Source organism: Mucilaginibacter frigoritolerans, from assembly GCF_007830615.1.
Lineage (GTDB): Bacteria > Bacteroidota > Bacteroidia > Sphingobacteriales > Sphingobacteriaceae > Mucilaginibacter > Mucilaginibacter frigoritolerans.
On sequence record NZ_VLLI01000006.1, the window covers coordinates 87,037 to 111,973 of the forward strand.

Annotated in this window: 22 protein-coding genes; 7 read left to right on the plus strand and 15 right to left on the minus strand. The window is 37.7% G+C overall.

The genetic code is table 11. From position 1 onward, the window contains the following. Positions 1 to 4: 4 nt before the first annotated feature. The 9 genes from JN11_RS11210 to upp form a co-directional block, all read right to left on the minus strand. Entirely contained in the window at positions 5 to 1,381 is a 1,377-nt protein-coding gene (locus JN11_RS11210) for a hypothetical protein (protein WP_144912593.1), read from the minus strand. Continuing rightward, the gene (locus JN11_RS11215; RefSeq protein ID WP_144912595.1) at positions 1,374 to 2,120 is read right to left on the minus strand and encodes a type III pantothenate kinase; all 747 of its coding nucleotides are present in this window, start codon (positions 2,118 to 2,120) and stop codon (positions 1,374 to 1,376) included. Before JN11_RS11215 ends, JN11_RS11210 begins: the two co-directional genes overlap by 8 nt. Beyond that, positions 2,120 to 2,812 (minus strand): phosphoribosylformylglycinamidine synthase subunit PurQ, encoded by a 693-nt coding sequence (gene purQ, locus JN11_RS11220; RefSeq protein ID WP_144912597.1) that lies wholly within the window; start codon positions 2,810 to 2,812, stop codon positions 2,120 to 2,122. Before purQ ends, JN11_RS11215 begins: the two co-directional genes overlap by 1 nt. 45 nt (positions 2,813 to 2,857) lie before the next feature. Then, entirely contained in the window at positions 2,858 to 3,838 is a 981-nt protein-coding gene (locus JN11_RS11225; RefSeq protein ID WP_144912598.1) for a DUF6427 family protein, read from the minus strand. A 54-nt stretch (positions 3,839 to 3,892) separates the two neighbouring features. Beyond that, positions 3,893 to 4,882, minus strand: coding sequence for a glycosyltransferase family protein (locus tag JN11_RS11230; RefSeq protein WP_144912600.1), 990 nt, complete (start codon positions 4,880 to 4,882; stop codon positions 3,893 to 3,895). A 108-nt stretch (positions 4,883 to 4,990) separates the two neighbouring features. After that, complete coding sequence (locus JN11_RS11235) at positions 4,991 to 5,845, minus strand: UDP-2,3-diacylglucosamine diphosphatase (protein WP_144912602.1); 855 nt, start codon at positions 5,843 to 5,845, stop codon at positions 4,991 to 4,993. A 259-nt stretch (positions 5,846 to 6,104) separates the two neighbouring features. Then, positions 6,105 to 6,626 (minus strand): DinB family protein, encoded by a 522-nt coding sequence (locus JN11_RS11240; protein ID WP_144912604.1) that lies wholly within the window; start codon positions 6,624 to 6,626, stop codon positions 6,105 to 6,107. Next, positions 6,623 to 7,339 carry a YjjG family noncanonical pyrimidine nucleotidase gene (locus tag JN11_RS11245; RefSeq protein WP_144912605.1) on the minus strand — a complete coding sequence of 239 codons (717 nt, stop codon included), beginning with the start codon at positions 7,337 to 7,339 and terminating at the stop codon, positions 6,623 to 6,625. Before JN11_RS11245 ends, JN11_RS11240 begins: the two co-directional genes overlap by 4 nt. Before the next feature lie 90 nt (positions 7,340 to 7,429). After that, positions 7,430 to 8,074, minus strand: coding sequence for a uracil phosphoribosyltransferase (gene upp / locus JN11_RS11250; RefSeq protein WP_144912607.1), 645 nt, complete (start codon positions 8,072 to 8,074; stop codon positions 7,430 to 7,432). Between the two features lie 214 nt (positions 8,075 to 8,288). On the opposite strand from upp, the gene uvrB reads away from it, so the two are divergent. From uvrB to JN11_RS11270, 4 genes are all read left to right on the plus strand, one after another. After that, positions 8,289 to 10,313: an excinuclease ABC subunit UvrB gene (uvrB, locus tag JN11_RS11255; protein WP_144912609.1), complete on the plus strand. Its 2,025-nt coding sequence runs from the start codon at positions 8,289 to 8,291 to the stop codon at positions 10,311 to 10,313. 148 nt (positions 10,314 to 10,461) lie between these two features. Then, positions 10,462 to 10,713, plus strand: coding sequence for a DUF4834 family protein (locus tag JN11_RS11260; RefSeq protein WP_144912610.1), 252 nt, complete (start codon positions 10,462 to 10,464; stop codon positions 10,711 to 10,713). A gap of 2 nt (positions 10,714 to 10,715) precedes the next feature. After that, the gene (locus tag JN11_RS11265; RefSeq protein WP_144912612.1) at positions 10,716 to 11,003 is read left to right on the plus strand and encodes a hypothetical protein; all 288 of its coding nucleotides are present in this window, start codon (positions 10,716 to 10,718) and stop codon (positions 11,001 to 11,003) included. Between the two features lie 98 nt (positions 11,004 to 11,101). After that, a complete protein-coding gene (locus JN11_RS11270; protein WP_144912614.1) occupies positions 11,102 to 13,600 on the plus strand; it encodes a YfhO family protein in 2,499 nt (832 codons plus the stop codon). A 72-nt stretch (positions 13,601 to 13,672) separates the two neighbouring features. On the opposite strand, the gene JN11_RS11275 is transcribed toward JN11_RS11270, so the two are convergent. After that, positions 13,673 to 14,431, minus strand: coding sequence for a glycosyltransferase family 2 protein (locus tag JN11_RS11275; protein ID WP_144912615.1), 759 nt, complete (start codon positions 14,429 to 14,431; stop codon positions 13,673 to 13,675). Further along, entirely contained in the window at positions 14,428 to 15,696 is a 1,269-nt protein-coding gene (locus JN11_RS11280) for a glycosyltransferase (RefSeq protein WP_144912617.1), read from the minus strand. The genes JN11_RS11275 and JN11_RS11280 overlap by 4 nt, the downstream gene beginning before the upstream one ends. 123 nt (positions 15,697 to 15,819) lie before the next feature. Here JN11_RS11280 and JN11_RS24840 point away from each other — a divergent pair, with 123 nt between their 5' ends. Genes JN11_RS24840 through JN11_RS11295 form a run of 3 tightly spaced genes read left to right on the plus strand, consistent with a single transcriptional unit; the run spans position 15,820 to position 18,661 of the window. Next, a complete protein-coding gene (locus tag JN11_RS24840) occupies positions 15,820 to 16,323 on the plus strand; it encodes a serine acetyltransferase (RefSeq protein ID WP_144912619.1) in 504 nt (167 codons plus the stop codon). Positions 16,324 to 16,363: 40 nt separating this feature from the next. After that, the gene (locus JN11_RS11290) at positions 16,364 to 17,107 is read left to right on the plus strand and encodes a class I SAM-dependent methyltransferase (RefSeq protein ID WP_144912621.1); all 744 of its coding nucleotides are present in this window, start codon (positions 16,364 to 16,366) and stop codon (positions 17,105 to 17,107) included. Between the two features lie 48 nt (positions 17,108 to 17,155). After that, complete coding sequence (locus JN11_RS11295) at positions 17,156 to 18,661, plus strand: rhomboid family intramembrane serine protease (RefSeq protein WP_144912622.1); 1,506 nt, start codon at positions 17,156 to 17,158, stop codon at positions 18,659 to 18,661. Between the two features lie 31 nt (positions 18,662 to 18,692). On the opposite strand, the gene JN11_RS11300 is transcribed toward JN11_RS11295, so the two are convergent. The 4 genes from JN11_RS11300 to JN11_RS11315 all read right to left on the minus strand — a co-directional run bounded on the left by JN11_RS11300 (position 18,693) and on the right by JN11_RS11315 (position 24,923). Continuing rightward, entirely contained in the window at positions 18,693 to 19,610 is a 918-nt protein-coding gene (locus tag JN11_RS11300; RefSeq protein WP_144912624.1) for a glycosyltransferase, read from the minus strand. A 55-nt stretch (positions 19,611 to 19,665) separates the two neighbouring features. Then, the gene (locus JN11_RS11305) at positions 19,666 to 20,439 is read right to left on the minus strand and encodes a class I SAM-dependent methyltransferase (protein ID WP_246138994.1); all 774 of its coding nucleotides are present in this window, start codon (positions 20,437 to 20,439) and stop codon (positions 19,666 to 19,668) included. Positions 20,440 to 20,556: 117 nt separating this feature from the next. Further along, positions 20,557 to 21,555 (minus strand): PorP/SprF family type IX secretion system membrane protein, encoded by a 999-nt coding sequence (locus JN11_RS11310; protein ID WP_170227744.1) that lies wholly within the window; start codon positions 21,553 to 21,555, stop codon positions 20,557 to 20,559. After that, complete coding sequence (locus JN11_RS11315; protein WP_144912628.1) at positions 21,552 to 24,923, minus strand: Ig-like domain-containing protein; 3,372 nt, start codon at positions 24,921 to 24,923, stop codon at positions 21,552 to 21,554. The genes JN11_RS11310 and JN11_RS11315 overlap by 4 nt, the downstream gene beginning before the upstream one ends. Positions 24,924 to 24,937 lie beyond the last annotated feature (14 nt).

Consider the following 24,937-nt stretch of genomic DNA (forward strand, 5'->3'; position numbering starts at 1 on the left):
AAGGTTATTGGAATTTAAACCGTTGGAACCACTTATCATTTAAGGTAAAGCCTATGTGTATGTTAACATAATTCTCTTTCACCAGGCCATTGTTTAAAGTCCCTTCTCTGCCTACTTCAGCAGAAAGATTTATCTTATCAAAGGTTGAAAGACTATTTGGTAACGGTAATCCAAAACCAAAGGTCACTGCTTGTTTTTTAATATCGGTATTGTTAACGTTCAGGTAAGTGTCTTCATAAATAAAACCAAAACGATAATCAACCCTGGCCCAGTAGTTACGTAATGCATTAATGTTTGGGGTTATAGATCCACCTACATTTAATGTTTTACTGTTTTGCAGTCCAGCATTTGTACCATCAATAGTAAGTGATGACCAGTTACCTACGGTATAGTCCGCTCCTATTAAAAAGTGTCCATCATTTTGGAACGAAACACCAAAACGATTGATTCTTGGAAGTTTTATTTTGCTTTTCGTCCCAGTATTGTTTACCAGCGAATCAGCCGCTAGGTTTTGATTACCGCTGCTATCATAAGTGTATTGACTTACCACATAACTGCTTGTTGAATTTAAACTTGAACCTGTAGAAGTTGAATATCCAAATACCAAATGCTTGTTAGTATTGCCGTTAACATCAGCAAAATCAAACGAATATTGGATACCATAATCGTAATTAAAGCCTCCAACGCTATTGGTCTGCTGTACTTTCGAGTCAAGCGTACCATATAAGGTAGGTATTTCTGTTTCGGTTGATTCTGCCAGGTTACCAAATATGTATGACACATTACCACCTATTAACAAGTGCTTGCCAATATGATAGCCATAACCTATATAAGCCTTTGATAAACCGCCTTCACCATTATACAGATAATTTACAGCATTGGTATCAACCTTAGGGGTATTAGGATTAGAAGGCGTTGGCGACGTGCCGAAATTATTTTGAGTTATTTTGTAATTATAACCAAGTTCTGAATATGGCAATAAACCAAAACTTAGGGCCGAATGCCTGTTAACCGGCATTGCGAATGCAACATGGCTTAACCTGAAATTGGCATTTGTTACGCTGGTTGTTCCTCCCGTTCCATTATTCTGATTCAGGTTATCAATGGTTGCATAAATACCAGCATCAATAGTTGTATAATTTATCATCCCGTATGAGGCCGGGTTAATAACGTTAATATTGTTATAGCCGCTAACGCTATTTATTGCTGTACCGATACCCCCCATTGCAATATTTTGAGGAAGTAATGCCGGAGCATACTCACCTAGTCCGTACCTGGAATAAGGCGAGCTGGTTGCTGGAGTAGTGGTTGATTGCGCCTTTGCGCCAAATGCAATAACAGCAAGTAAAATTGTTACAAGGGCCCTGGAATATTTAATCATTATTGTTGTGTATGGCTGCGTTTAATCCTTTAAGAACCAAGTAAGGTTCAATTTTTATATAGGGGGCAAAGATGCTATTTTTCAATAGAGTATCAAAAAAAATACCGTCGCCCCCACAAAGTATAATATTTAGTTCTTCTCCGTCTTTTTTATAACTTTCAACGAAGCCTGTTAATTCATGTTTGATCCCGTTTTGCACACCCGATAATATAGCCGTTGTTGTATTATTTCCATAAGTCTCGACAAACGTCTTATCGGCACTAATTAAAGGCAAACCTGCCGTGTAATAATTTAAAGCCTTATAACGCATATTTAAACCCGGTGATATACTGCCGCCAAAATAATTTCCGCCGGCATCAACATAATCATACGTAATACAGGTACCACCATCAATTATAAGGCTATTTTGAGCCGGATATAAGTAATTTGCTCCTATTACTGCTGCTAATCTATCAAGTCCAAGCGTTTCGGGTGTAAGATAGTGGTTTACAATCCTCCCTTTCATCCCGGCATTAAAGTATAGTACCTTAACCTCTTGCCCGAGCAAAGTAATCCATTCGCTATTATCTTTTTTCTTAACTGATGAGATGATTGCTTTGGTAACTTTGTAATCAACAAGAAGTTTATTTGTTAAAATTGCATCAATGGTTTGGTATTGATTATTGAACAATAATTCATTGCTTTCAAAAACAGCAATTTTAGTATATGTATTGCCAATATCAATAACCAGATTGGCCATTAGGCTTTAACAAGCGATAAAATTGATTCAAAAATGGCCAGGCCATCTTCATTAGCTACCAACGAATCTGAAGCGCGTTCGGGGTGTGGCATAAAGCCAAATACATTACGTGCTTTATTGCAAATACCTGCTATATTTTCTAACGAACCATTAGGGTTTGAATCTGCTGTAATATTACCGGCTTCATCACAATACCTAAATAACACCTGATTGTTATCATTTAGGGATTTTAAAACATCGGCATCAGCAAAATAATTACCCTCACCATGTGCAATAGGTATTTTTAAAGCCCGCTGAGGATCAATCTGCGCAGTAATTAATGAGTTGTTGGTTTGTGCCTTCATGTAAATATTGCGGCAAATAAACTTACGGTTCTCATTATGAAGCAAGGCGCCCGGCAGTAAACCTGCTTCTGTAAGCACCTGAAAACCATTACAGATACCCAAAACATATCCACCATTTTCTGCAAATTGAATTACTTCCTGCATAATTGGCGAAAAACGTGCTATGGCACCTGAACGTAAATAGTCGCCAAATGAAAAGCCACCTGGTAACACAATAAATTCAGCTCCCTGTAAATCATGGTCTTTATGCCATAAACGTACTACCTGCTGCCCCAGTATTTTTTCTAATACATAGATGATATCTTCATCGCAATTAGATCCCGGAAATACTACTACTCCAAATTTCATGATACAAAACTAATATAACAGCTGTAAATTGAACGAATGTAAAAGTTAAAAAGTGTTAAACTGAAAATAAACGATGCTGATTAACAGTATAACAAACAACGTTTCATAGAACCATTTACGCTTTGAGTTTAAAAAATAATAAGAAAAAAACACCGATACCGGTACTACACACAATAAAAAATGACTTAAATGGAATGCTGCTTTGTTATAAAATGAAAAACCTCCTATTAAAGAAACAATAAACAAAAACTGAAATGATTTACGGACCTGTACGTAGCTCTTGAAAAAATTTTTCTGCAATGTAAAAAAACACAGTAACAAAATAATAACTACAGGTATTAATACTAGATAGTTATAATAATTTATGCTGTTGCCATCAGAAAACTTTGTACTCAAAGGCTGCCAGATATTATAAAACTGCCCCAAACTATCGTTCCAGAAGTAATATACTGCTAAAAAGAAGAATACCGTTATATAACCAATTACACCGGCAATAAGCTCGCGCCAATTAAAAGGCTTAAAAATAATTAGCCCTATCCATATGGCTAAAAAGAAATAAATAAAAGGTAAATAAATTATGGAACCAAGGGCAACTATCAAACCCAGGTCATAAGCTGCTGATTTGGCGTCATTACTTTTATAAAAACTGAGCAACTTAAACAGCATCCATATTAACAGAAAATTGCATAACAGCGGCGCACTTAGTACAAGGAAGTTTTTAAATAAACATGAAACCGTTATGTACATTAAAGCAGGTAAAAAAGTTGGTTTACCCAATAAATTAAAATGATTTACCAAATGATTTAACAGAAGTGCCTGCACAAATACAATAATACCTGCAAGAAAAACATTTATAGTCGGATCTAACGGAGATGGCGCTGATAACAATAAACGGGCAAATGGATCAGCAAAGGCAAATTCAATTTTCCCTGGGATATTAAACAAATAACCGGCACGTAAAGCGAACGATACAATAGCCAGCCATAAAATATTAAAGGGATTAAGCGATTTAAAAAAATTGATCATTAATGCGTATTTGCCAGCGCGAAATTACAGAAAAACTACTTATGCCGAAACTACTTATGTTTTTGCATACTGTTTTACCAAATTATCAACAATCAAGGCGGTTTCATCGGGGAAATTCACTATTACTTTCTTATCGTCACTAATCCAATTATTAATATGATAAACAAACTGATCGTCAATTTCATGAATTACGGGTACGCCAAGTCTTGATGCTGCCACAGCATTGCATTGCTGTTCGTATTGCCCCTTCATGGGTATCATCAATACTTTCTTCTTTAAGAAAAGGGCCTCGGCAGGACCTTCAAAACCTCCGCCTGTTAATAAACCTTCGCAACCGGCAAGACTAACATTAAATGCTTCATTATTTACAGGCAGTATTTCTACATTTCCCTTACGATGCGGTGTTTTTTGGCGCTTTGAAAAAATTTGCCATTGAATTTTTCCTGTTTTATTCAAATGCCTAGCTAGTAATTTATCATCATATGCCGGTAAGTACACAGTATAATGGCCCTGGTTAGAGGTTTCCATATTTCTGATCTCGCTGCGGATAACAGGGGTATGGATAAAATCATCATACCGTTCAAAATGAAAGCCTACATGATGAGTAGTAGGCGAATAATATTTAAGTAACCATTCCGCATAACTCCACTTTGCTGGCCGTGGTGTATTTTTTGAAACAAATGAACACTGATGACTTAATGACACAGAAGGAATTTTTTGCAGTTTGCATGCCCAGGCGCTTACCGGTTCAAAATCATTAATTATAAGATCGTATTGCTTTAAGGGTAGCGTGCGTATATCATGCCATAACAAAGGCAGATTCATTATTTTAAAAGTTGCCCAGTTATCAACCCCACCATTGGTTCCAAATACAAAGCTAAAACCATGAAATTTATATTTAAGCGGCTGCGACAAGCTAACTTCTGCCTGTGTACCACTTACTAAAAGGTCAACCTCGCCGTATTTTTGCAGCAGGGGTACAATTTCGCGCGCCCGGCTAATATGTCCATTGCCTGTTCCTTGTATGGCAAATAATATTCTCATAGTTGCTGTAAGGTAGTAAGTTGAAGCGTTTTTAACAGAAATATTTATTAACAAATATTTCTGTTAAAAACGTTGCTAAAATTCAAATATAAGCGGGTGGGTTAAGGTTTATCCTGGTTCCTGTTTAAATCTTTCAAATAAAATTTTAACATCCAGTTTAGCGTCCAGATCTTCGGCATCGGTTTTATCATCCTCGTCGGCATCGCTTTTAAAATCCTCAGGTTGGTATTTAAAGATAGTCCAGTTACCATCATTATACTCCAGCGCAGAAAGACTTTCAACCCAATCTCCTGAGTTTAAATACAATACAGAGCCAGCTTTATCGGTCGATTCCATTTCTCTGATCTCGGCATGATGGATGTGACCGCAAATTACATACTGGTAATTTTTATCAACCGCAAGGTCGGCAGCGGTTTGTTCAAATTGATTAATGAATTTAACGGCTTCTTTGAAACGGGCCTTCACTTTTTGTGAAAAGCTCATTTTTTGGCGACCCAATGATGTTAATAACCAATTGGTGAAGCTATTGATCAAAATAAGGGTATCATAACCTACGGCACCTAATTTTGCCAGCCATTTTGAATGCTGCATAGTAACATCAAATACATCACCATGAAATATCCATGCTTTTTTACCATCAATATTGAGTACTATTTTATCCAGCAATTGAAAAGAGCCCAGGTTAAAATCAGTGAATTTGCGTAGCATTTCATCGTGGTTTCCGGTTAAATAATAAACCGGGATGCCATCGGTAACAAATTTCAATATCCGGCGCACTACTTTCATATGCGCTTCGGGCCAATATGACTTACTGAACTGCCATATATCAATAATATCCCCGTTTAAAATAAGGATTTTAGGTTTAATGCTTTTTAAATACTTAAGCAGTTCCTTAGCATGACACCCATAGGTGCCTAAATGCACGTCGGATATAACAACAATATCTACTTCGCGTTTGGCCATTAAAATTGGGGGGAGGTTGATCCGGCAGATAAGTTATACCGGCAAAATATTAAAAAATAAGGTAAGTAACGATTACTCTTCCTCGTCGTCGTCATTAACTTTTAATTCAAATGGGCTGATATAGAACACGCCAACGAGCGAAAGCAACCCAACTACGATCATGTAAGCAAATTCAAAATGCATCTTCTACAATTTTTACAAATATCTGCCAATCAGATTATTTAAATGTTAAGACTTTGTTAAATGTAAAAGGTTTCATTTAATTTGAAATTTTTTTCCTGATACGATTCAACTGTTTTAAATGATGTTGTAAATGAATCCTGATAAATTTAAACCATTGAGGTGCATTAAGCATACCCAAACGCGGATGTTTATGCCTCGACGTTGCCAATGCATCCTTTATTAACGGTGCTATATCCTCAATTCGCTTGCGGCATTTTATAATTAAATTCCTGGCCTCCTCCTTGCTGATTTTAAGTGCAGGCATTTTTGTACCGACCTTCTCGGGCATTTTCACCCTTGGAAACACGCCCGTAAACAGCATAAACTTTCCAAAAAGGTTCAGTCCGTCTTTAGTTGGTTTGCAATTATGGTGTGTACAACGTTCCAGCGCAATGACTGATCCCAGTGTTGCTTGTAAAATATGCGAATAAACCTCAGCGTATGACCATCCTCCTTCCGGCGGCGTAAGCGTAAACATTTCATCAGGAATGGTATCCAGTTGCTTGCGGTAATTATCTAATGCAGCATCAATGGCTATACGTTCCCTGGCAATGTTCATAGTAATAAAGTTAGTTCTTTTAAATGAGTAATCTGCAATGGCACATCATCAGGTTTAGGTGCATTAAACGGATTAAAGTAAATAGCATCCATTCCGAAGTGCAGAGCACCGTAAACATCGGCCTCCAAACTGTCGCCAATCATCAGGCTTTCACTTTTTTGGGCACCGGCTAAACTCAGTGCATGTTCAAATATGGCCTTATCAGGTTTATTAAACCCTACAATTTCTGAAATAATAACGTGTTCAAAGTATTTCCCAATATTAGTATTTCCTATTTTTAAGGTCGAGGCCTCTTTAAATCCGTTTGATATTAAGTGAAGGGTATATTTTTCCTGCAGATATCGCAAAGTTTCATGTGCATATGGAAACAGGTTTGTTTTGGTAGGGCAAAGTTTTACATAGTCGTCCTCAAAAGCCAATGGAATTATTTCAGGACGGAGACCCAATTCTAAAAAAGTTCTCCTGAAACGGGTTTCACGCAACTCTGTCTTGTTAATTTTCCCAGTGTGATATTCGGCCCAAAGCTGATGATTATTACGGGTATAGGTTTCAATAAAAACCGGTGCCGATGGCAGGCCAATTTCACTTAACCTGTAAATATCATATAGCTCATACAAAGTTTCCTCGGCATTTCTATCAAAATCCCAAATGGTATGATCAAGGTCGAAGAAAAGGTGACGGTATTTTTTGATGTCGGATATCGGATTTTCCATTTCGGATGTTATTCTATTCGAAGAAGCTCAATTCTTCCTGCCGCCAAAATTAAACTTTTCAAATCCGAAATCGAAAATCCGAAATCGATATCACGCCTTTTCCCCAAACGCCAAGTCACCTGCATCGCCCAAACCGGGTACGATGTAAGCCTTGCTGGTCATTTCTTCATCCACGGCACAAAGCCATATTTTGGCTTTAGGCAGGTTGGCCCGCACATGAGTAATGCCTTCTGTACTGGCTATTACAGCAGCAATATGCAGTTCTTTAATTTTATATTGAGCTAACAGCTCTTTGCAAACCTGTACTAAACTTTGCCCGGTGGCCAGCATAGTATCACACATAATAAGTATTTTACCGTCCAGATCAGGTGTTGAGATATGATCAATACTGATAATAAAAGTGCCATTCTTTTTCACCTTACGGTAGGCGGTTGCAAACAACGAATCGGACTTGTTGAAATAATTTAAAAATCCCTGGTGAAAAGGCAAACCGGCACGCAAAATAGTCCCTAAAACCGGCTGATCATTAATTAGATTAACATTGGCTGTACCTAAGGGAGTTTGTACCTCTGTTTCTGTATATTGTAATGTTTTACTAATCTCATAGGCAAGTATCTGACCGAGCTTTTCCTGGTTAAGCCTAAAAACCGCTCTATCCTGCTGAATATTATCGTCACGTAATTCGGCCAGAAACTGGTTGCCGATGGTATTGGTTTCATTCAGTACAAAAATCATGATTAAGAGATTAGTTGCCCACAAGTAACAGGCAAACAAAAATAACAATTACAATGTTGAAAAACTTTAAAATTTAACGTTGGCTAAATACTACTGACATAAGGCTGTCACTACCCGTTTATAATATTGATTAATATAAGGAAATTGGTCAAAAACGACAAACTAATGGCTAAACTCCAAACTCTAATCACTATTTTGTATTTTTACATATTCTATGGATTTTAACATCACCTCACAATATCAACCCACCGGCGACCAGCCCGAAGCCATAAGGCAACTGGTTGAAGGTGTTAATAATAATGACCCATTTCAAACCTTGCTTGGTGTAACCGGCTCGGGTAAAACGTTTACTATTGCTAACGTTATTGCGCAAACGCAAAAACCAACTTTAATATTAAGCCACAACAAAACACTTGCAGCGCAATTATATGGCGAATTCAAGCAGTTTTTTCCGGATAATGCCGTCAATTATTTTGTTTCCTATTACGATTATTATCAGCCGGAAGCATTTATCCCAACTACCAATACTTATATTGAAAAGGATTTGCAGATAAACGAGGAAATTGAAAAGCTAAGGCTGCGCACCACCTCTGCCCTAATGTCGGGCAGGCGTGATGTGATCGTGGTTTCGTCTATATCCTGCATTTATGGTATGGGAAATCCCGAAGACTTTAAGGATTCGGTATTTCGTTTTGCGGTAGGTACACGCATTAGCCGTAATGCTTTTTTACATCGGTTAGTGGAAATTCTTTATTCGCGCACCACTACCGATTTTAAGCGCGGTACATTCAGGGTAAAAGGTGACATTGTAGATATTTTTCCGGCTTATATGGATCATGCCTACCGTGTTTCTTTTTTTGGAGATGATATTGAAGAGCTAAGCACTTTCGATATTTCTACGGGTAAAACCATGGAGAAAATGACACACATGGTGTTATTCCCAGCTACATTATATGTTGCTCCGAGGGAACGTTTCACACAATCTATATGGGCCATACAGGAAGAACTGGAAACCCGCAAAAAACAGTTTATTGATGATGGCCGTTTTCTGGAAGCGAAACGTTTAGAAGAAAGGGTTAATTACGATCTTGAAATGATCCGCGAGTTAGGATACTGCTCGGGTATTGAAAATTACTCCCGCTTTTTTGACGGGCGCCAGCCAGGAGCACGTCCTTTTTGTTTGCTGGATTATTTTCCTGATGATTACCTCATGGTGATTGATGAGAGTCACGTAACTGTTGGACAGATCAGGGCAATGTACGGTGGCGACCGTTCCCGTAAAATATCATTGGTTGAATATGGTTTCCGTCTGCCTGCGGCTATGGATAACCGCCCCTTAAATTTCCAGGAGTTTGAAAGACTTGCACCACAAACCATTTACGTTAGTGCTACGCCTGGTGATTTCGAACTCGAAAAATCAGGAGGGGTTGTAGTGGAGCAGGTGATTCGCCCAACTGGGTTGCTTGATCCGGTGATTGACATTCGTCCTGTAATAAATCAGGTGGATGATCTGCTGGATGAGGTGGACAAAACCATAAAAATGGGCGACCGTATACTGGTAACCACCCTAACCAAACGCATGGCAGAGGAATTAGCCAAATACATGGATAGGCTGGGTATTAAATGCCGCTATATCCACTCAGAAGTAAAAACCCTGGAACGCGTAGAGATTTTGAGGGGGTTACGCTTAGGTGAATTTGATGTACTGATAGGAATTAACTTGCTTCGCGAAGGGTTGGACTTACCTGAAGTATCTTTAGTAGCTATTTTAGATGCTGATAAAGAGGGATTCCTCCGGTCAGAACGTTCGCTGATACAAACTATTGGGCGTGCTGCCCGAAATGACAGGGGCCGGGTAATTATGTATGCTGATAAAATTACTGATTCTATGCAAATCACCATGGATGAAACTAACCGCCGGCGTGATATCCAGATAAAATATAATACCGAACACGGTATTGTGCCTAGAACTGTAGGCAAAACCAAAAGCGAAATTATTGAGCAAACTTCGGTGATGGACTTTAAAGGCGGCGTTCAAAAAGCTTATGTGGAAGCCGATAGTGTATCATTAGCTGCCGATCCTATCGTACAGTACATGACCAAACCTGATCTGAAAAAATCAATAGAAAACACCAAAAAGGAAATGCTTGCCGCAGCAAAAAACATGGACTTCTTGTTGGCGGCCAAGCTACGTGATGAAATGTTTGCTTTAGAAAAAATGATGGAAGAAAAGTTTTGATATGAAGCTAACATAATTGTCATTTTCAAATCATGAACAGATTTTGTTGTAACAAAAGCATTTTATAACTAGTCAATAGTTAATGCAAAATCATAACGAAACATTTTTGCCGTTATAATAGTATATTTGCAGGCTAATTTTTTACAAAATGGGAGAATTATTAGATTTCCTTTTGATGGTTATTTTAGCCATCTACGTTATAAGGACACTTGCGCGTATTTTTTTACCGATGCTTTTTCAAAGTGTAGTGAACAAGGCGCAACAACAACAAAGTCAACAACACAATTATAATAACAACGCACCTACAGGTAAAATTAAGGTTGAGTATAAGCCTGAAACTAAAAAAGGATCAATTCCTGATTCGGAAGGGGAGTTTGTTGATTATGAAGAAATTAAATAATTATGATGCTACCTGAAGAAGTATTTAAACGCCGCAGAAGACATAATAATACGCCGGAGTCAATCCTTCTTATAATTGCCAATTTTATAGTTATTTCGGCCGATATAACTTTATTTTCGAGCCACAAACATGTTCATTGGTTTTTTTGGGTAGTGGCAGGCTTGCTTGCTGTGTACAACTTTTTCACCATCCGCAGAAATATAGAAGAGTTTAGCGGCAAGGTTGTATTAATTTCCTATATATCAAGCGTCCTGATATTAATACCTCTATACTTTATCTTAAACCATTAAAGTTTCCTGTTCAAATAAATCAATCAAACATATTATTCCTATTCTCATTCAAATTTCTATTTTTGAAGAAATAAAATAATCCCTTTTATAAAACTTAGATGAATAACTGGTTCAAGCGGAATAGCATTCACTTTTTAATTGCAGCAATTTTTTTAGTGATATGTTTCTTGTATTTTACTCCTGCGTTTCAGGGTAAAACTTTAGGGCAGGTTGACGTATTCGGCGCCCAATCCACACAAAAAGAAATTAACGATTACAAAGCAAAAGACACCACCATTTTATGGACTAACCAGATTTTTGGTGGCATGCCGACTTACCAGATATGGGCTCCATATGCTAATAACATAGCATCAACCGTAGTTAACGTATTAATAGCGGTTTTCCCGAATCCAATTTATGATGTATTGTTATTTCTGTTTGGGACCTACTTTTTATTCAGTGTTTTAAAACTTAATCCATGGTTTGCAGCAGCTGGTGCGGTAGCATTTACGTTTTCATCATATAACATTATATTATTGGTTGCAGGTCACTCCAACCAGGCGTTAGCAATAGCATTTTTTGCACCTATTATAGCAAGTGTACTACTAACCTTACGTGGGCGGTATATACTCGGCGGGTCATTGACTGCTTTATTTATGGCCCTTGAATTTAAGGCTAACCATATCCAAATGACTTATTACCTGTTAATGGCTTTAGTTATTCTGGTATGTATAGAGCTTTATCATGCTATAAAAAGCAAAACCACGCCGGCATTTTTAAAATCGATGGCTTATTTGGGTGGGGCTTTGGTTTTAGCATTATTGGTAAATGCATCATTATTGTGGAGCACACTGGAATATAGTAAATACAGCTACAGAGGCCCATCAAACTTAACCCAGCACACCAAAGAGCCCAGCAACGGCTTAAGCAAAACTTATGCTTATGAATGGAGCCAGGGTGTTGGCGAGTGTTTAACGTTCCTTGTTCCAAACGCCTATGGTGGCGCTTCAGGCCCTTCAGAGGCTATTGATCAAAATTCAGCTACAGCAAAAGTATTTTTAGATAAAAATATTCCGGCAGATCAGGCGGTAAATTATGCTCAGCAAATATCAGGCATACCTGGCCTTAATATGTACTGGGGTAACAAGCCAGGTACATCAGGCCCGTTCTATTTCGGAGCGGTAATTTGTTTCTTGTTTTTATTCGGCTTGCTTATAGTTAAAAGTCGATTAAAATGGTGGCTATTAGGAACGGTTGTTTTAACCATGCTGTTATCTTTTGGTGGTAACTGGCCATATGTGTCCGATTTATTTTTCAACTATTTCCCGCTTTACAATAAGTTCAGAGCAGTTGAATCTATTTTGGCAGTTGCCGGTATTTGCTTTCCTATCCTGGCATTTTTGGCCGTGCAGGAAATTGTTAATGCCACCGATAAAAATGCCATACTTAAAAAACTATATCTTTCATTTTATATAGTTGGTGGTTTAACTTTATTGCTGATAGCCCTGCCACAATTGCTTTTAAGCTTTAAATCAACCGATGCACAAACCGGAATCAACTACCTGACTCAAGCCTTTAAAGGTGATAGCGCAACTGCAAACAGTGTTGCCAATGCTATTGTTAGTGACCGGATTGACCTTGAACGAGCCGATGCTGTCCGCACTCTGATTTTTGTGGTTATCACTTTTGGATTAATCTGGTTGTTTATTAAACAAAAAGTGAACTTAACCGTTCTTTCGCTTGGTCTTTTTGCCATTGTTTTAATTGATATGTGGCAAGTTGATAAGCGTTATTTGAAAGAAGCCAATTTCCAGGAAAAACAGGACGCTAACCAGGTTGTTAAACCAAGGGAAGTGGATACTTTTATTGCAAGAGATCCGGATCCGGATTTCAGGGTATTTGATTTAACTGCCGAAATAAAAAATGACGAAACAAATCCATTCTTTCATAAATCAATAAGCGGCTATTCAGCAGCCCGTTTAAAAAGATACGATGAGTTAATGGACAACCAGTTGGCTACCAATCCACCAAATCATGATGTATTGGATATGCTAAATACAAAGTATTTTATTACACAGGGTCAATCACAAAGTATCAGCATGCAGGCCAACTCTACAGCCTGCGGACATGCCTGGTTTGTAAAAAGTGTTAAATTAGTTGATAACAGTGATCAGGAGATGCAAGCCATAAGCAGCTTCGCTCCGAAAGATGAAGCTATTGTTGACAAACAATACAAACATTTATTTGATGGTACTCAATTATCAACCGATCCTAGTGCTACTATCACCTTAACACATTACAATCCAGACCATATGACCTATCAAAGCGGATCAACTACTGCACAGATAGCAGTTTTTTCTGAGATATATTATGATAAAGGATGGAAAATGTACATCGACGGTAAAGAGCAGCCTTATTTCCGTGCAGATTATTTATTGCGTGCAGCTTTGATTCCGGTTGGGAACCACAAAATTGAATTTATATTCCACCCGGCATCTTATTATACCGGCGAAAAAATTTCACTTGCAGGTTCAATACTATTAGTGCTTGCTTTGGGCGGTGCAGTTTATACAGAAAACAAAAAGAAGAAACCAGTAGTTGCTGCTAAAAAAGCATAACAAAAGGTATACATTAAAACGAAAAAAGCGATGGGTTTATTCATCGCTTTTTTCGTTTATAAAATTCCAGGATTAATCATTAGTCCTTCTGTTCTTCAGCCAATACCATCCCAAATTAAAGGCTATTACAAAATGATTAAACAGGGTTGGTATTAAGCCATAATATCGTTTCATAATATCAAACCTCTCCTGCAAACTCTGGCGGTGCTTAGCTTTTGACATCCCTCCTACCATGTACCTGGCAACATAACGGTTTACGTTAACAACCTTTTTTGCTTTTTTCGCAGCGCGGATAATCCAATCAATATCGGCACTTAGCTGATACTGGCTATCGTAAGGTTCTGTTAATAATCTGCGAATATAAATAGCCTGGTGGCTAATACTCATGCCATATTTAAACCCTCGCCAGGTAAATTGTGCTGGTGCTTTATGCCTTCGCTGACCAAGGCTTTCTCCGGCATCATTAATCATTTCGGTTTCGCCGTAGTAAATATCAGCATCAGGAACAGCGGCAAATACACGTTCAACAGTATCAGGCTCATAAAACTCGTCGCCTGAATTCATGAATATCACATAATCACCTGTTGCAATTGCCAAGCCTTTATTCATTGCATCATAAATGCCGGCATCTTTTTCACTTATCAGTTTTGATATGCCGCTTTTGTATCTATTAATAATATCCAGTGTACCATCAGTCGATAATCCATCAATAATGATGTATTCAATATTGGCATAAGTTTGGTTGATAACCGATAGCATTGTCCGCTCAATATGAAGCGCATTATTGTAAACAACGGTTACTACCGACAAGGTTGGTTTAAAAGCTGTCATACAGTCAAAATTGATTGGTAAACAGCTATATATTGTGCAGCAACAATTTCATTAGTAAAGGTATTTAATACCTTATCTCGGGCACTGACAGCCAGTTCCCCTTTCTTATCCGTAGTTAAAACATAATGAATTCCTGCTGCAAAATCAGTTGCCGATTTAAATTCAGCCAAATAACCATTTTCTTTATGCTCAACCATATCCGGAATACCGCCCGTGTTAAAGGCTACTACAGGTGTTCCGCAGGCAAGGGCCTCCATTATGGTATTGGGCAGGTTATCTTCTATTGCAGAGGAAACAAACACGTCAGCCATGCTGTAAAGCTCTGCCAAATCATTTTGGGATGTTATAATATCAAGCGCATGAACTTTAAATGGCAATGAACTCACATCAAAAGATTTATTCTTTCCGAAGATTACAATTTCAACCCATTCCGTTTCCTGGTAATTATTCTTCAAGTCATTTAAAGCATCAACCAAATAAGTAATACCTTTTCGCCTGTCTAATATATTAGCCGCACCAAACAGTATTATTTTTGATTGCGGATTAATCCCCCACTTAGCGCGCGCAGTCAGCACCTCTTTTGGCGAATATATTTCTATATCAATTGGATTCGGAATAGCTTCAATCCGGAATTCTTTAAGCAATGAACTGTTTTTTGCCACATCAGCCAACCAATGGCTACAGGTTATAAAGGTTATATTTTTTGCGGCACTGAGCATATCATTTTTCCGCATCCAACCCTTAAAAGAAATATCTTTATCTCCTGCATCGCGCAGCATCCAGCAATTGCCGCATTCATTGATAAAATGATCACATTCGCCTGCATAATGACAGCCACCGGTAAACGCCCACATATCATGCAGGGTCCAAACAATAGGCTTACCAGTTTCAATGAGTTCTTTTATATTTTTTATAGACAGATAGCCGCCATTTGTCCAGTGCAAGTGTAAAATATCAGCACTCTTAATATCAGGCTGGTTAGCAATATCAGAACCAATATTAGCTGTAGAAAATGCAAACCTTAATGATTTTTCTTTTGCCTTAAACCAGATAAAAGGCAGACGCTCATATAAAAAGTTAAAACGGATTTTCAACCTGGTTAAAAAATCATCTCCAATATTTTTAACGCGTGGCTCATCGGTCTTTTTTTCCTGAACCTGCATATTTACATCAACCTGCTTTAATTCGAGGGCTTTAAGTAAACGCATACAAGCAGCAGGCGCACCGCCCCCGGCATCAGCAGTATTAATTAAAGTCACTTTCATTTTGGCGGTGCTATTTATATCGGCAATTATAACAAATCTTAAATGAAAACTTTACTTTTGGAGCATCTGTAATTACAGGCAGTTGCGGCTTTGCCATAACTACAAAAATGAGTAACTTAAAACATGAACTTTTTTGCTTATTTATTCCAGGACTGGAGCGCCAACCGGCAAAATTTTAAAGGACAGTTAGTTTTATTTTTATTCCGTTTGGTACAGGTATTTAATCGCTATACCATTACAAAAATTATATTCTATCCTTATTTTATGCTTTACCGTTTTTTTGTGGAATGGCATTTAGGCATTGAACTGCCCCGTAAGCTCACCATTGGAAAAGGCCTTTCGCTTTACCATGGACAGGCGCTGGTAGTAAATAAAAGTGTAATAATTGGCGAAAACTGTGTATTAAGAAACTCAACCACCATAGGGCATAAAAAATTAGCCAACGGTACATTCAGCAACTGCCCGCGAATAGGTAATAATGTAGATATTGGCGCTAACGTTTGTATTATTGGAGACATAACTATTGGCGATAATGCAATTATTGGCGCCGGTAGCGTAGTAATTAAGGATATACCTGCAAACAGTATTGCGGTGGGGAATCCTGCCCGTATTTTAGAAAATAAATAGATAAAAGACTCAACCTGAAGAAAGCAGGATATAATTATTAATGGAACAAAATTTAACAGACCGGGCATTCTGGAAAGCTTTTTGGGAATCAAGAAAGAACTTGATACTTTATATAAAACCTAATTATGTTTTTGGTGATATATTGGCAAAGATAATCCTCAAAAAAAAGATAAAAAACGCCATTGAACTTGGAGGTTTTCCAGGTTATTATGCTACCTATTTAAAAAAATATGAGCATCTGGACACTACCTTGTTTGATTATTTTATTCATGAAGGGTTAATCAATCAGTTGCTAGAAAAAAACGGGCTAAAAACCGGTGATATTAATATTATTGAAGCTGACCTTTTTGAATATAAGCCGGAGAAACCTTATGATATGGTTTTATCTTTCGGTTTAATTGAACATTTTAATGATACTAAGGCCATTATTGAAACTCACCTGCAGTTTTTAAAACCGGGTGGTGTATTGTTTATCACACTGCCCAACTTTAAAGGCATTAATGGGTGGGTACAACGCAAGTTTGACAAGGAAAATTACGATAAGCATAACATCAACAGCATGGATTTACAACTGCTAAGTAAATGTTGTAATGATTTAGGGCTAACGGAAGTAGAATCATACTATCATGGCAAATTTACAGTATGGCTAGAGAATAAGTCAGAGCAGGGCGCACTAACCAAGGCATTTGTTAAGGCCGTTTGGTGGATGGTAAAACTAGCTAAAGTTATACCGTTTCCTAATAAGGCGTTATCGCCTTATATTGTGGTAAAAGCAGTGAAATAATAAAGGTATATATGCTATATTGCTGCCTCAACCAAACTTATCTTTATCATGGCCGGAGGAATATCTCCCAACAAAATAATAACAATACCTTTAGAGGACTATAATTCAGACCATTACCTTACTTTACTATACCAGGCCATGCTCAATATGGGTTGGGATATAGGCTACTTTGATCATGATGGAATTATTGCCTATACCAAAATCTCATGGGAGTCTTACTCTGAGGAGATATCAGCGCGTTTAAAAGATAACATCATCGTAATTAAAAGTGAATGTGTTGGCTATCAGGGTCTGTTTACTGATTATGGAAAAAACAACAAAAACCTTGAGCTCCTTTTAGGTGAAATTAGTTATGCGGAATTTCATTTACAACAAAACCTGGAGCAAACTACCCAGGAATTAATAAATGGGATTCCGGAAAAACAATTTTTAAATCTGGAGGACCCTCCAATGGCCGGAAAAGAACAGCTCCGCGGTTTCTTTTCGCCAATCATTCCACGCAAAAAATACGTCATCACTCCTTTATTGGTAATTGTAAATACGATAGTATTTATACTAACATCGGTTGCGTTTGTTCTTTTACCTAAACTATTGTTTAAAAATAATATTAGTGATGATACCAGCGAAAAAATTTACATGCTGCTTGGTTTCAATAGCCGCACACATGTTTTAAACGGAGAAATCTGGCGCCTTTTAACCAGTGTCTTTCTGCATTTCTCCTGGCTGCATTTGGTGCTTAATATGATCGTTTTGGTGTATGTTGGCTCATTGATAGAATATAAACTGGGTAAATGGAATTTTTTGCTGATGTTTTTGTTTACCGGAATCATATCAAGTATGTTTTCGGTAATGTGGCATTTTACCGAAATCAGCGCAGGCGCATCCGGAGCAATATTCGGCTTATTTGGGATATTACTGGCTTTGCTGAGTACAAATTTTTATGAACGCAGCGCGCGCAAGGCATTACTAATCAGTACTGCCATAACCGTAGGAATCAACATCATCCCCGTTGGCGAAGGTATTGACCACGCAGCACACTTTGGGGGGCTTATATCAGGCTATATTTTGGGATGGATAGCTTATTGGGGGGTTACTCAAAAAAACTTGTTTATAAAAAAATGGGGAATTGCTTTATCAGGGTTATTATTGACGGCTGCGTTCGTTGCTTACGGTGTTTTATTTATGCCACAATATCAGGTAAAAGAATATGAAGCATTAATTCAAAAATATGAAACAATGAGTAATCAGCTCAATGTCGATTTCTATGGAGAAACCTCAGAAAGACAGGTCAAATTAGACTCGATGGAACAAAGAGGGCTTCCGCGGGTTACAGAGATAAAAAAGATTGCTGCACAATTAACTCATCTTAAACTACCTTATAAAAAGAAAAAAGATGCGGAGGTACAGGCGAAACTTATCAATCTTTACTGTCAGTATTATAACTTGCTTTATCTTGAATTTAAAGAGCAAAATCATTATAAATACCGCCCTAAAATAGATCATATAACCGACCAAATTAATGAGGTCCGTTCAGATTACTCAAAAAATAACTAGAATTTATTAGATTAAGAAAACGGCTTATCAATTACTTTTTTGTAAGATATTTTACCTGAAGTTGTTTTACAAAGCGTAATCCTCTTTGAACGAGGGTACCTTTTCGCTTTTTAAGGAAATGCCTGATCGCCTCATAAGCTTGTTCATCTTCTTTTATTTCGGCAGGGAATTCTTTAATTTCATTTTTGGCTAACTGAACATTATAGGTACTCTCTTTTTGAGAGTGAATGCCGCTACCATCGTTACCAATATTGTGAATAAGTGATGCAGATGGATTTAGGGTTAACCCACCTTTCAAAAATATTGAAGCATACCAACGTATGGCCCATGAATTATTTTTCCCCGCTTTAAAGCCTTCCAGTTGCTTCCAGAAATTCATGGTGCCTTCAATAGAGAACTGACTTGTTTTTTTGGCGTCGAATTGTTTTAACAATACATCAACATCTGGCTCAAATTCTTTCCATGCTCTGTCCCATGTTGCCCAACCCCAACTGGTTGCGGCTCTGAAAAAGAAGGTTTCGCACAGCTTATTACCGGCTAGGTTATACATATATGCACCAATATGCATTACCTTTTCTTCGTTAGCATATCGGATTAAGGCTTCATTAAAGTATTGCAACGTATATGGCGATGATAACATGTCATCTTCAAAAACGATAACCTTGCCATATTGATTCACCAATTCAGTAACTCCACTGATAATGGAGTCGGCCAAGCCTAAATTCTGTTTGCGGGTTATTATTTTCACCGACTTAAATCCGGTAGTTTCTTTTATTAATTGTCTAACCTGTTCGACCTTAACTTTATCCTCATTTGTTTTTGCAGCATCCGAGTAAATAAACAGACGCGATTCATCAGCCAGTAAATTTTTCTGTAAATAACTAATAGTACGCCGCGTATGTTCCGGACGATTGTAAACAAATAAAGCTATAGGTGCAAGATTTTGCATAGATAGAGGTTGACTATAATATTTATTTATAGAAATTCAAGCTTAAAACCTGGTTTTAGAAAATATTTAATTGCTCATCGGCTTTTTTGCAAAGTACGGTATAAGCATTTGCAAAACTTTCGTTCAGTTTTTTACCAAAAATTTTACCAAGACTATTTTTAACCGTGTACTCGGCGGTAATCTTCAAGTTAGTAACAAAATTCTTTGGCTTCTTTTGGTTGATATAGGTATTAAACCTGGTAACTTCCGGTTCTATCATTGATGTTAAACCATTTTCTATCTCAAATCCTTCAGTACGTAATAAATAACGCAGAGCTGTTGGCGTATAAACATTGATATGTCCATAAGCTAAAAAGTGTTTTATCCGGTTATCAACCCCGGTTTTATAATCAAGCGGCACTTCAATTATACAATGACGGGCCACCCGCTTAATTTCGCGTAATAACATACGTTCATGTTCCACATGTTCCAGCACATGCGATAGAATGATCAAATCAAAGCTATCGTTCTCAAAAGGTAAACGATAGCCATCAAATAGCTGAGCGGATTTAAGGTCTTTTATATTGCGTAATTTAATATGTTCTACTCCGCTTTCCGAAATTTCTACAGCATAGTATTCAGGCGCAAAATCCTGATCGGCCAGTAATTTTAAAATACTTCCGTCTCCTGCTCCTACTTCCAGCACTTTCTTAAATATACGCCCCTCACTAACTTCAACAATATGCTGTGCTTTATATTTAGCGCCCAACATACGCCACGCTTCGTCGTGCTTGTTATAAAATTCGTCATAAGCGCTTTTAACGCTATCGGTAATTATAGATTGCTGCATGATTTGCGAAGATAAAATTATAGCACAATATTCCCATGTTTTTAATATAGGGATTATTAAAAAGACAAATTTATAATTAATACAAAGGCAATTTTATTTTGCAGATAATCTAAAAAGCTAAAACATCGGGATTACATCGGCAGTGCTATTTGATTTTTTGCCAAAAATATAATTTAATGAAAGTTCAAATCCTCCCTGTCCGCTGGTTGCTGTATTTAATGCCGACGTATTAAAATCATAACTGATACCAATAACCATGTTTTTAAGATGATATCCCACATCGGCTATTGCCGCTTCATTAATTTCATACATACCACCCAATATCAGTCCATTATCATCCTGCAATTTAAATTCGGAATAAGCTCCTAATCCTTTGATTTGATTTTCCTGTTGGCGGATATAGATCAGATGAGGTGTGATATCAAAAAAATCAGAGGCGTTGATTTTAACACCACCATGAACAGTAAAACGCATTGGCAGTGTACTTTTTAAACCATCCACCGAAAAAGGATCTTTCTCATCTGTAAGATGTGCAACGCTTACGCCGCCAAACGGTTTAACTTTATTATCAGGATTTGCATCATAGTAAAACACTCCCACGCTTGAGTCAAATACAAATGTATTGGTTGCCGAAAAGTTTTCAAAGCCAGGCAATGTGGGATCAAATCCAACTTCAGGGTTATACTGATCATCTAACTGCAGTTTGCTTGGACTAAAACTCCTGTTAATGAAGCCCGCCTGCAAACCAAAATGCAATCTTTTATAACCATCGTCCGAAACAGAAATCTTATAACCAAATGAAAGGCTGCCTGTAAAATAATTATATCCAGCAGAACCTGCCGCCTGATCTAAAATATTTAAGCCTATCCCTACCTTGTCTGTAGGATGAAAATCCATTGATAAGCCTCCTGTTGTATAACCATTAGCTATACCTGCCCATTGATTTTTAAAATTGGCAGTTATACGCGTTTGTCCATCAAAAGCTCCTGTTAACGCTGGGTTAAGCCATAAAGGATTAGCATAATACTGTGAAAAATGTGGATCTACCTGGGCATTTGCTTCTTTTAATACTCCTGTCAGAAGCAATACTACTATAATTAATGTTATTTTTCTCACCGTAATAATGTAATCGTTCCTTTTTTATTTACTTGTTTCCCATCATTCATAATAGCTTCCACGTAATAAACATAAACGCCAACAGGTTCTTTTTTTCCTCTATAAGAGCCGTCCCAGCCATTTTGCAAACTTGTTGAAGTATAAAGTAATTCGCCCCATTGATCATAAATATAAAACTTCAAACTTCTTATGCTTTCGCTGTGTACGTATACTATATCATTTTTACCGTCGCCATTCGGCGTAAAAGCATTGGGCACATAAATTATATCAGTTAAGGTTAAAGGATCAACAGCTGTACCCGTAACAGCTGCTGAATTTTCACTTAATTGACAGGGTTGATTTCCAACCGCACGAACAATCAATGTAACACTTTGCGCTGGCTGTAGCCCATTAACGGTATAGCTTAATCCATTACTGTCAGATCCCGGATCAACAAATGTTTGTCCGTTATCTGTACTAACCTGATAACCTATAGCCCCGGCAATTGCATCCCATTGAAAAGTTACACTTATGATAGTACTGGAAACAAATGTTACTAAAGGAGCCGGCAATTGCTGTATCATTTGAACAGTTGCCACAGCCCTGGTAGCCGAAATGCAACCTGTTATATTATCTACGGCTTCGGCATAATAATTTGTTGCTGTACTTAATGTAGGCGTTGTGAATGTATTTCCGGTAAATAATATGGATGTTCCATTGGCATCTGCATACCAATTTATAATTGCATTGGGATCGGTACTGGTTGCTGTTAATGTTGCGTTAGTACCGGTACAAATTGAAGTATCTGTTACGTTTACCAATGGTGAAGGTGCAACGGTTACATCAACTGCGGCTCTGTCTGAGGCACAGCCAGCACTATTAACCGCCTCGGCATAATAAGTTGTATTACCTATTATCGTCGGTGTTACAAAACTAACCCCTGTAAATAAAGATGTACCATTTGTGCTTGTTGAATACCAGTTATAGGTTATTCCTGTTTGAGGAGATGCTATTGAAAGTGATGCAGTGCTTCCTGGGCAAATTTGAACATTTGATAATACCGGAACAGGAATAGCCGGAGGCGAAAAAATCTGTATGGTAACAACATTACTTACTAAGGGAACAGTACATACCCCAGAAGTCACTATCCGGCGATAATAGGTTGTTACACTTACAGTCGATGGATCAAAGTTTATCAGATTAGCATTAGTTACATCAACAAAATTTAAATCATCAGTCGAAGATTGCCATTGATAATTGTAAACGCTGCTCCCCCCCGTTGGAGTACTGCCGGTTATTTCGGCAGGATCTCCACTTGTACAAAAAGAGGTAATTGCAGGTGCTGTTATTACATTATTTGCCGTTGGCGATAATATGGTGAGGCTGTAAAACGAATCAAAACTGATATTACCGTTAATTGTTATTTGGCGTCTTACTGGATAAGTAATGCTTGAACCTGTATTATTGGTTATTGAAGAGGTTTGATAATCTTTATTGTTAGCTACACCTGGCGCATTAACCCAAACATTATTTTGCTGAATTTGCCATGCGTAACTTCCAGGAACCGGATTTACAACATCACCTGTTAACGTATTACTTGCAGAAGAACAAGTTGTATCGATCTTAGAAGCCTCTTCAACACTAACAGTAACAGTGTATTGTATAGATGAACATGCAGAGGCTACTGTATAAATAAAGGGGGTTGTGAAATTTTCACTCACACCAGAAGCAGGCGTTACGGTGCCATTATTACTAACCGTAATAGTTGGCGTTAATGCACTAATATTTGATCCTGAAGCAACAGTTATAGCGATAGTATGGTTGACGGCATCAATCACCGCAGGAGCTACCTGTTGAGGCATAGTAAAGCCTGTTATTTCACTTACCACATTATTATTTACAACTGAAAAACTAGCCAAAAAGCTATCAGATGTTGAATTTACAGCGGTATAGTTATCAACGGCACAATTGCCTGTATCAAAATCAGCTGTTTGACAAAAAGATCCTGCAACGTACACATTTGAACCAACCGCTACAGTTTCATATCCTAAGTTAGATGTACAGGTGCTGCCAAATGCACCTGATGCTATCGGACTGCCAGAAGAATTAAGACCGATGATAAAAGCAGACTGGCCACCAGTAGTATTTGAAAGCGTACCATTGCTTAAGGCCGCACCTACATTAATTATTCCCGAAAAATAACCAGTAATAAAAATATTATTGTTGCTATCCAACGTAATGTATCTGCAATTAGCATTACAATTACTACTTCCTATGTCTTTTGCCCAGTTAGGCGAACCATTAGCTTTATAATTAGCTACAATGATATCAGCAGGGCCCTGTGAAACTATTGGATTACCAGCGGAACCACTGGAATAAAAACTCCCTCCAAAAATCCCTGTAATTACAATGTTCGATTGGCTATCTATCTTTATAGAAGAAATGATACCTGTGCCTGATCCAGGCAGATAATTTACCCATTCGTAGGTTCCGGCAGCCGTATATCGAGCTACAAAATTTGAAACAGTATTATTATTAAATGTAGCAGCGGCTATGCCCGAATAGCTAAAATCAACATTGCCATAAAAATCTCCGGTTACTACAACATCATTGGTGGTTTTATCAATTGCAACCGCAGTTAAATTTTGCGTGTTTACATTTCCAAGGGGATGTGCCCATAAAAAATTACCATTGACATCATACTTTGCAAAAAAACAAGCCAATGAATTCTGATTGGGAAGATTGTATACTGCTCCGGATGGATCTACATCTACAGCCCCTGTATAGCTTGCAGTAATAATTACATTGTTTTGAGCATCGGTAGTAATATAATGACCTCTGTCAATATCTGAGCCCCCCATGCTGGTGGCCCACACAAAATCTCCATTTTGCGTATATTTTGCAATAAAAATATCGTCTGCCCCATTGGAAGATAAAATAAAGTTTCCTTTTGGATTAAAATTAACAGATGTTTGAAACTGACCGGTAATTAAAACATTACCTAAATTATCAACTGTCATACTATTGGTGAGGTCGATACCACTTCCTCCCATACTTATGGCCCAGATATAATTTCCGGTGGCTATATCATATTTCGCAATGTAAATATCAGCATCCCCATTGGAGGTTAGTTTTTGCGTACCGCCTTGCTTCAGATTAAACGTAACAGTACCCCTGATATATCCGCTCACATAAATATTACCATTATTATCTGCTGCAATATTAGTTGCTTTTGAATCGCCGGTACCTCCTATATCATTAACCCATACAGGTTTAAAATATTGAGCCTGCGTATAAAAGGAGATTGAAAGGAACGCAATGAGTAATATTAAGCAGCGTACTCCTTTTCTAAATAGGACAGAATGATGCACCGGGTAAAGTTTAAGCAATAGTGAATAAGGGT

Coding starts and splice junctions, on each gene's coding strand:
- JN11_RS11280 (WP_144912617.1), bottom strand. CDS start 15,696: ATGAAAGTGACTTTAATTAATACTGCTGATGCCGGGGGCGGTGCGCCT.
- JN11_RS11265 (WP_144912612.1), top strand. CDS start 10,716: ATGATGCTACCTGAAGAAGTATTTAAACGCCGCAGAAGACATAATAAT.
- JN11_RS11305 (WP_246138994.1), bottom strand. CDS start 20,439: ATGCAGCAATCTATAATTACCGATAGCGTTAAAAGCGCTTATGACGAA.
- JN11_RS11215 (WP_144912595.1), bottom strand. CDS start 2,120: ATGGCCAATCTGGTTATTGATATTGGCAATACATATACTAAAATTGCT.
- JN11_RS11240 (WP_144912604.1), bottom strand. CDS start 6,626: ATGAACATTGCCAGGGAACGTATAGCCATTGATGCTGCATTAGATAAT.
- JN11_RS11275 (WP_144912615.1), bottom strand. CDS start 14,431: ATGACAGCTTTTAAACCAACCTTGTCGGTAGTAACCGTTGTTTACAAT.
- JN11_RS11300 (WP_144912624.1), bottom strand. CDS start 19,610: ATGCAAAATCTTGCACCTATAGCTTTATTTGTTTACAATCGTCCGGAA.
- JN11_RS11225 (WP_144912598.1), bottom strand. CDS start 3,838: ATGATCAATTTTTTTAAATCGCTTAATCCCTTTAATATTTTATGGCTG.
- JN11_RS11290 (WP_144912621.1), top strand. CDS start 16,364: ATGGAACAAAATTTAACAGACCGGGCATTCTGGAAAGCTTTTTGGGAA.
- upp (WP_144912607.1), bottom strand. CDS start 8,074: ATGATTTTTGTACTGAATGAAACCAATACCATCGGCAACCAGTTTCTG.
- JN11_RS11210 (WP_144912593.1), bottom strand. CDS start 1,381: ATGATTAAATATTCCAGGGCCCTTGTAACAATTTTACTTGCTGTTATT.
- uvrB (WP_144912609.1), top strand. CDS start 8,289: ATGGATTTTAACATCACCTCACAATATCAACCCACCGGCGACCAGCCC.
- purQ (WP_144912597.1), bottom strand. CDS start 2,812: ATGAAATTTGGAGTAGTAGTATTTCCGGGATCTAATTGCGATGAAGAT.
- JN11_RS11245 (WP_144912605.1), bottom strand. CDS start 7,339: ATGGAAAATCCGATATCCGACATCAAAAAATACCGTCACCTTTTCTTC.
- JN11_RS11235 (WP_144912602.1), bottom strand. CDS start 5,845: ATGGCCAAACGCGAAGTAGATATTGTTGTTATATCCGACGTGCATTTA.
- JN11_RS24840 (WP_144912619.1), top strand. CDS start 15,820: ATGAACTTTTTTGCTTATTTATTCCAGGACTGGAGCGCCAACCGGCAA.
- JN11_RS11295 (WP_144912622.1), top strand. CDS start 17,156: ATGGCCGGAGGAATATCTCCCAACAAAATAATAACAATACCTTTAGAG.
- JN11_RS11260 (WP_144912610.1), top strand. CDS start 10,462: ATGGGAGAATTATTAGATTTCCTTTTGATGGTTATTTTAGCCATCTAC.
- JN11_RS11270 (WP_144912614.1), top strand. CDS start 11,102: ATGAATAACTGGTTCAAGCGGAATAGCATTCACTTTTTAATTGCAGCA.
- JN11_RS11230 (WP_144912600.1), bottom strand. CDS start 4,882: ATGAGAATATTATTTGCCATACAAGGAACAGGCAATGGACATATTAGC.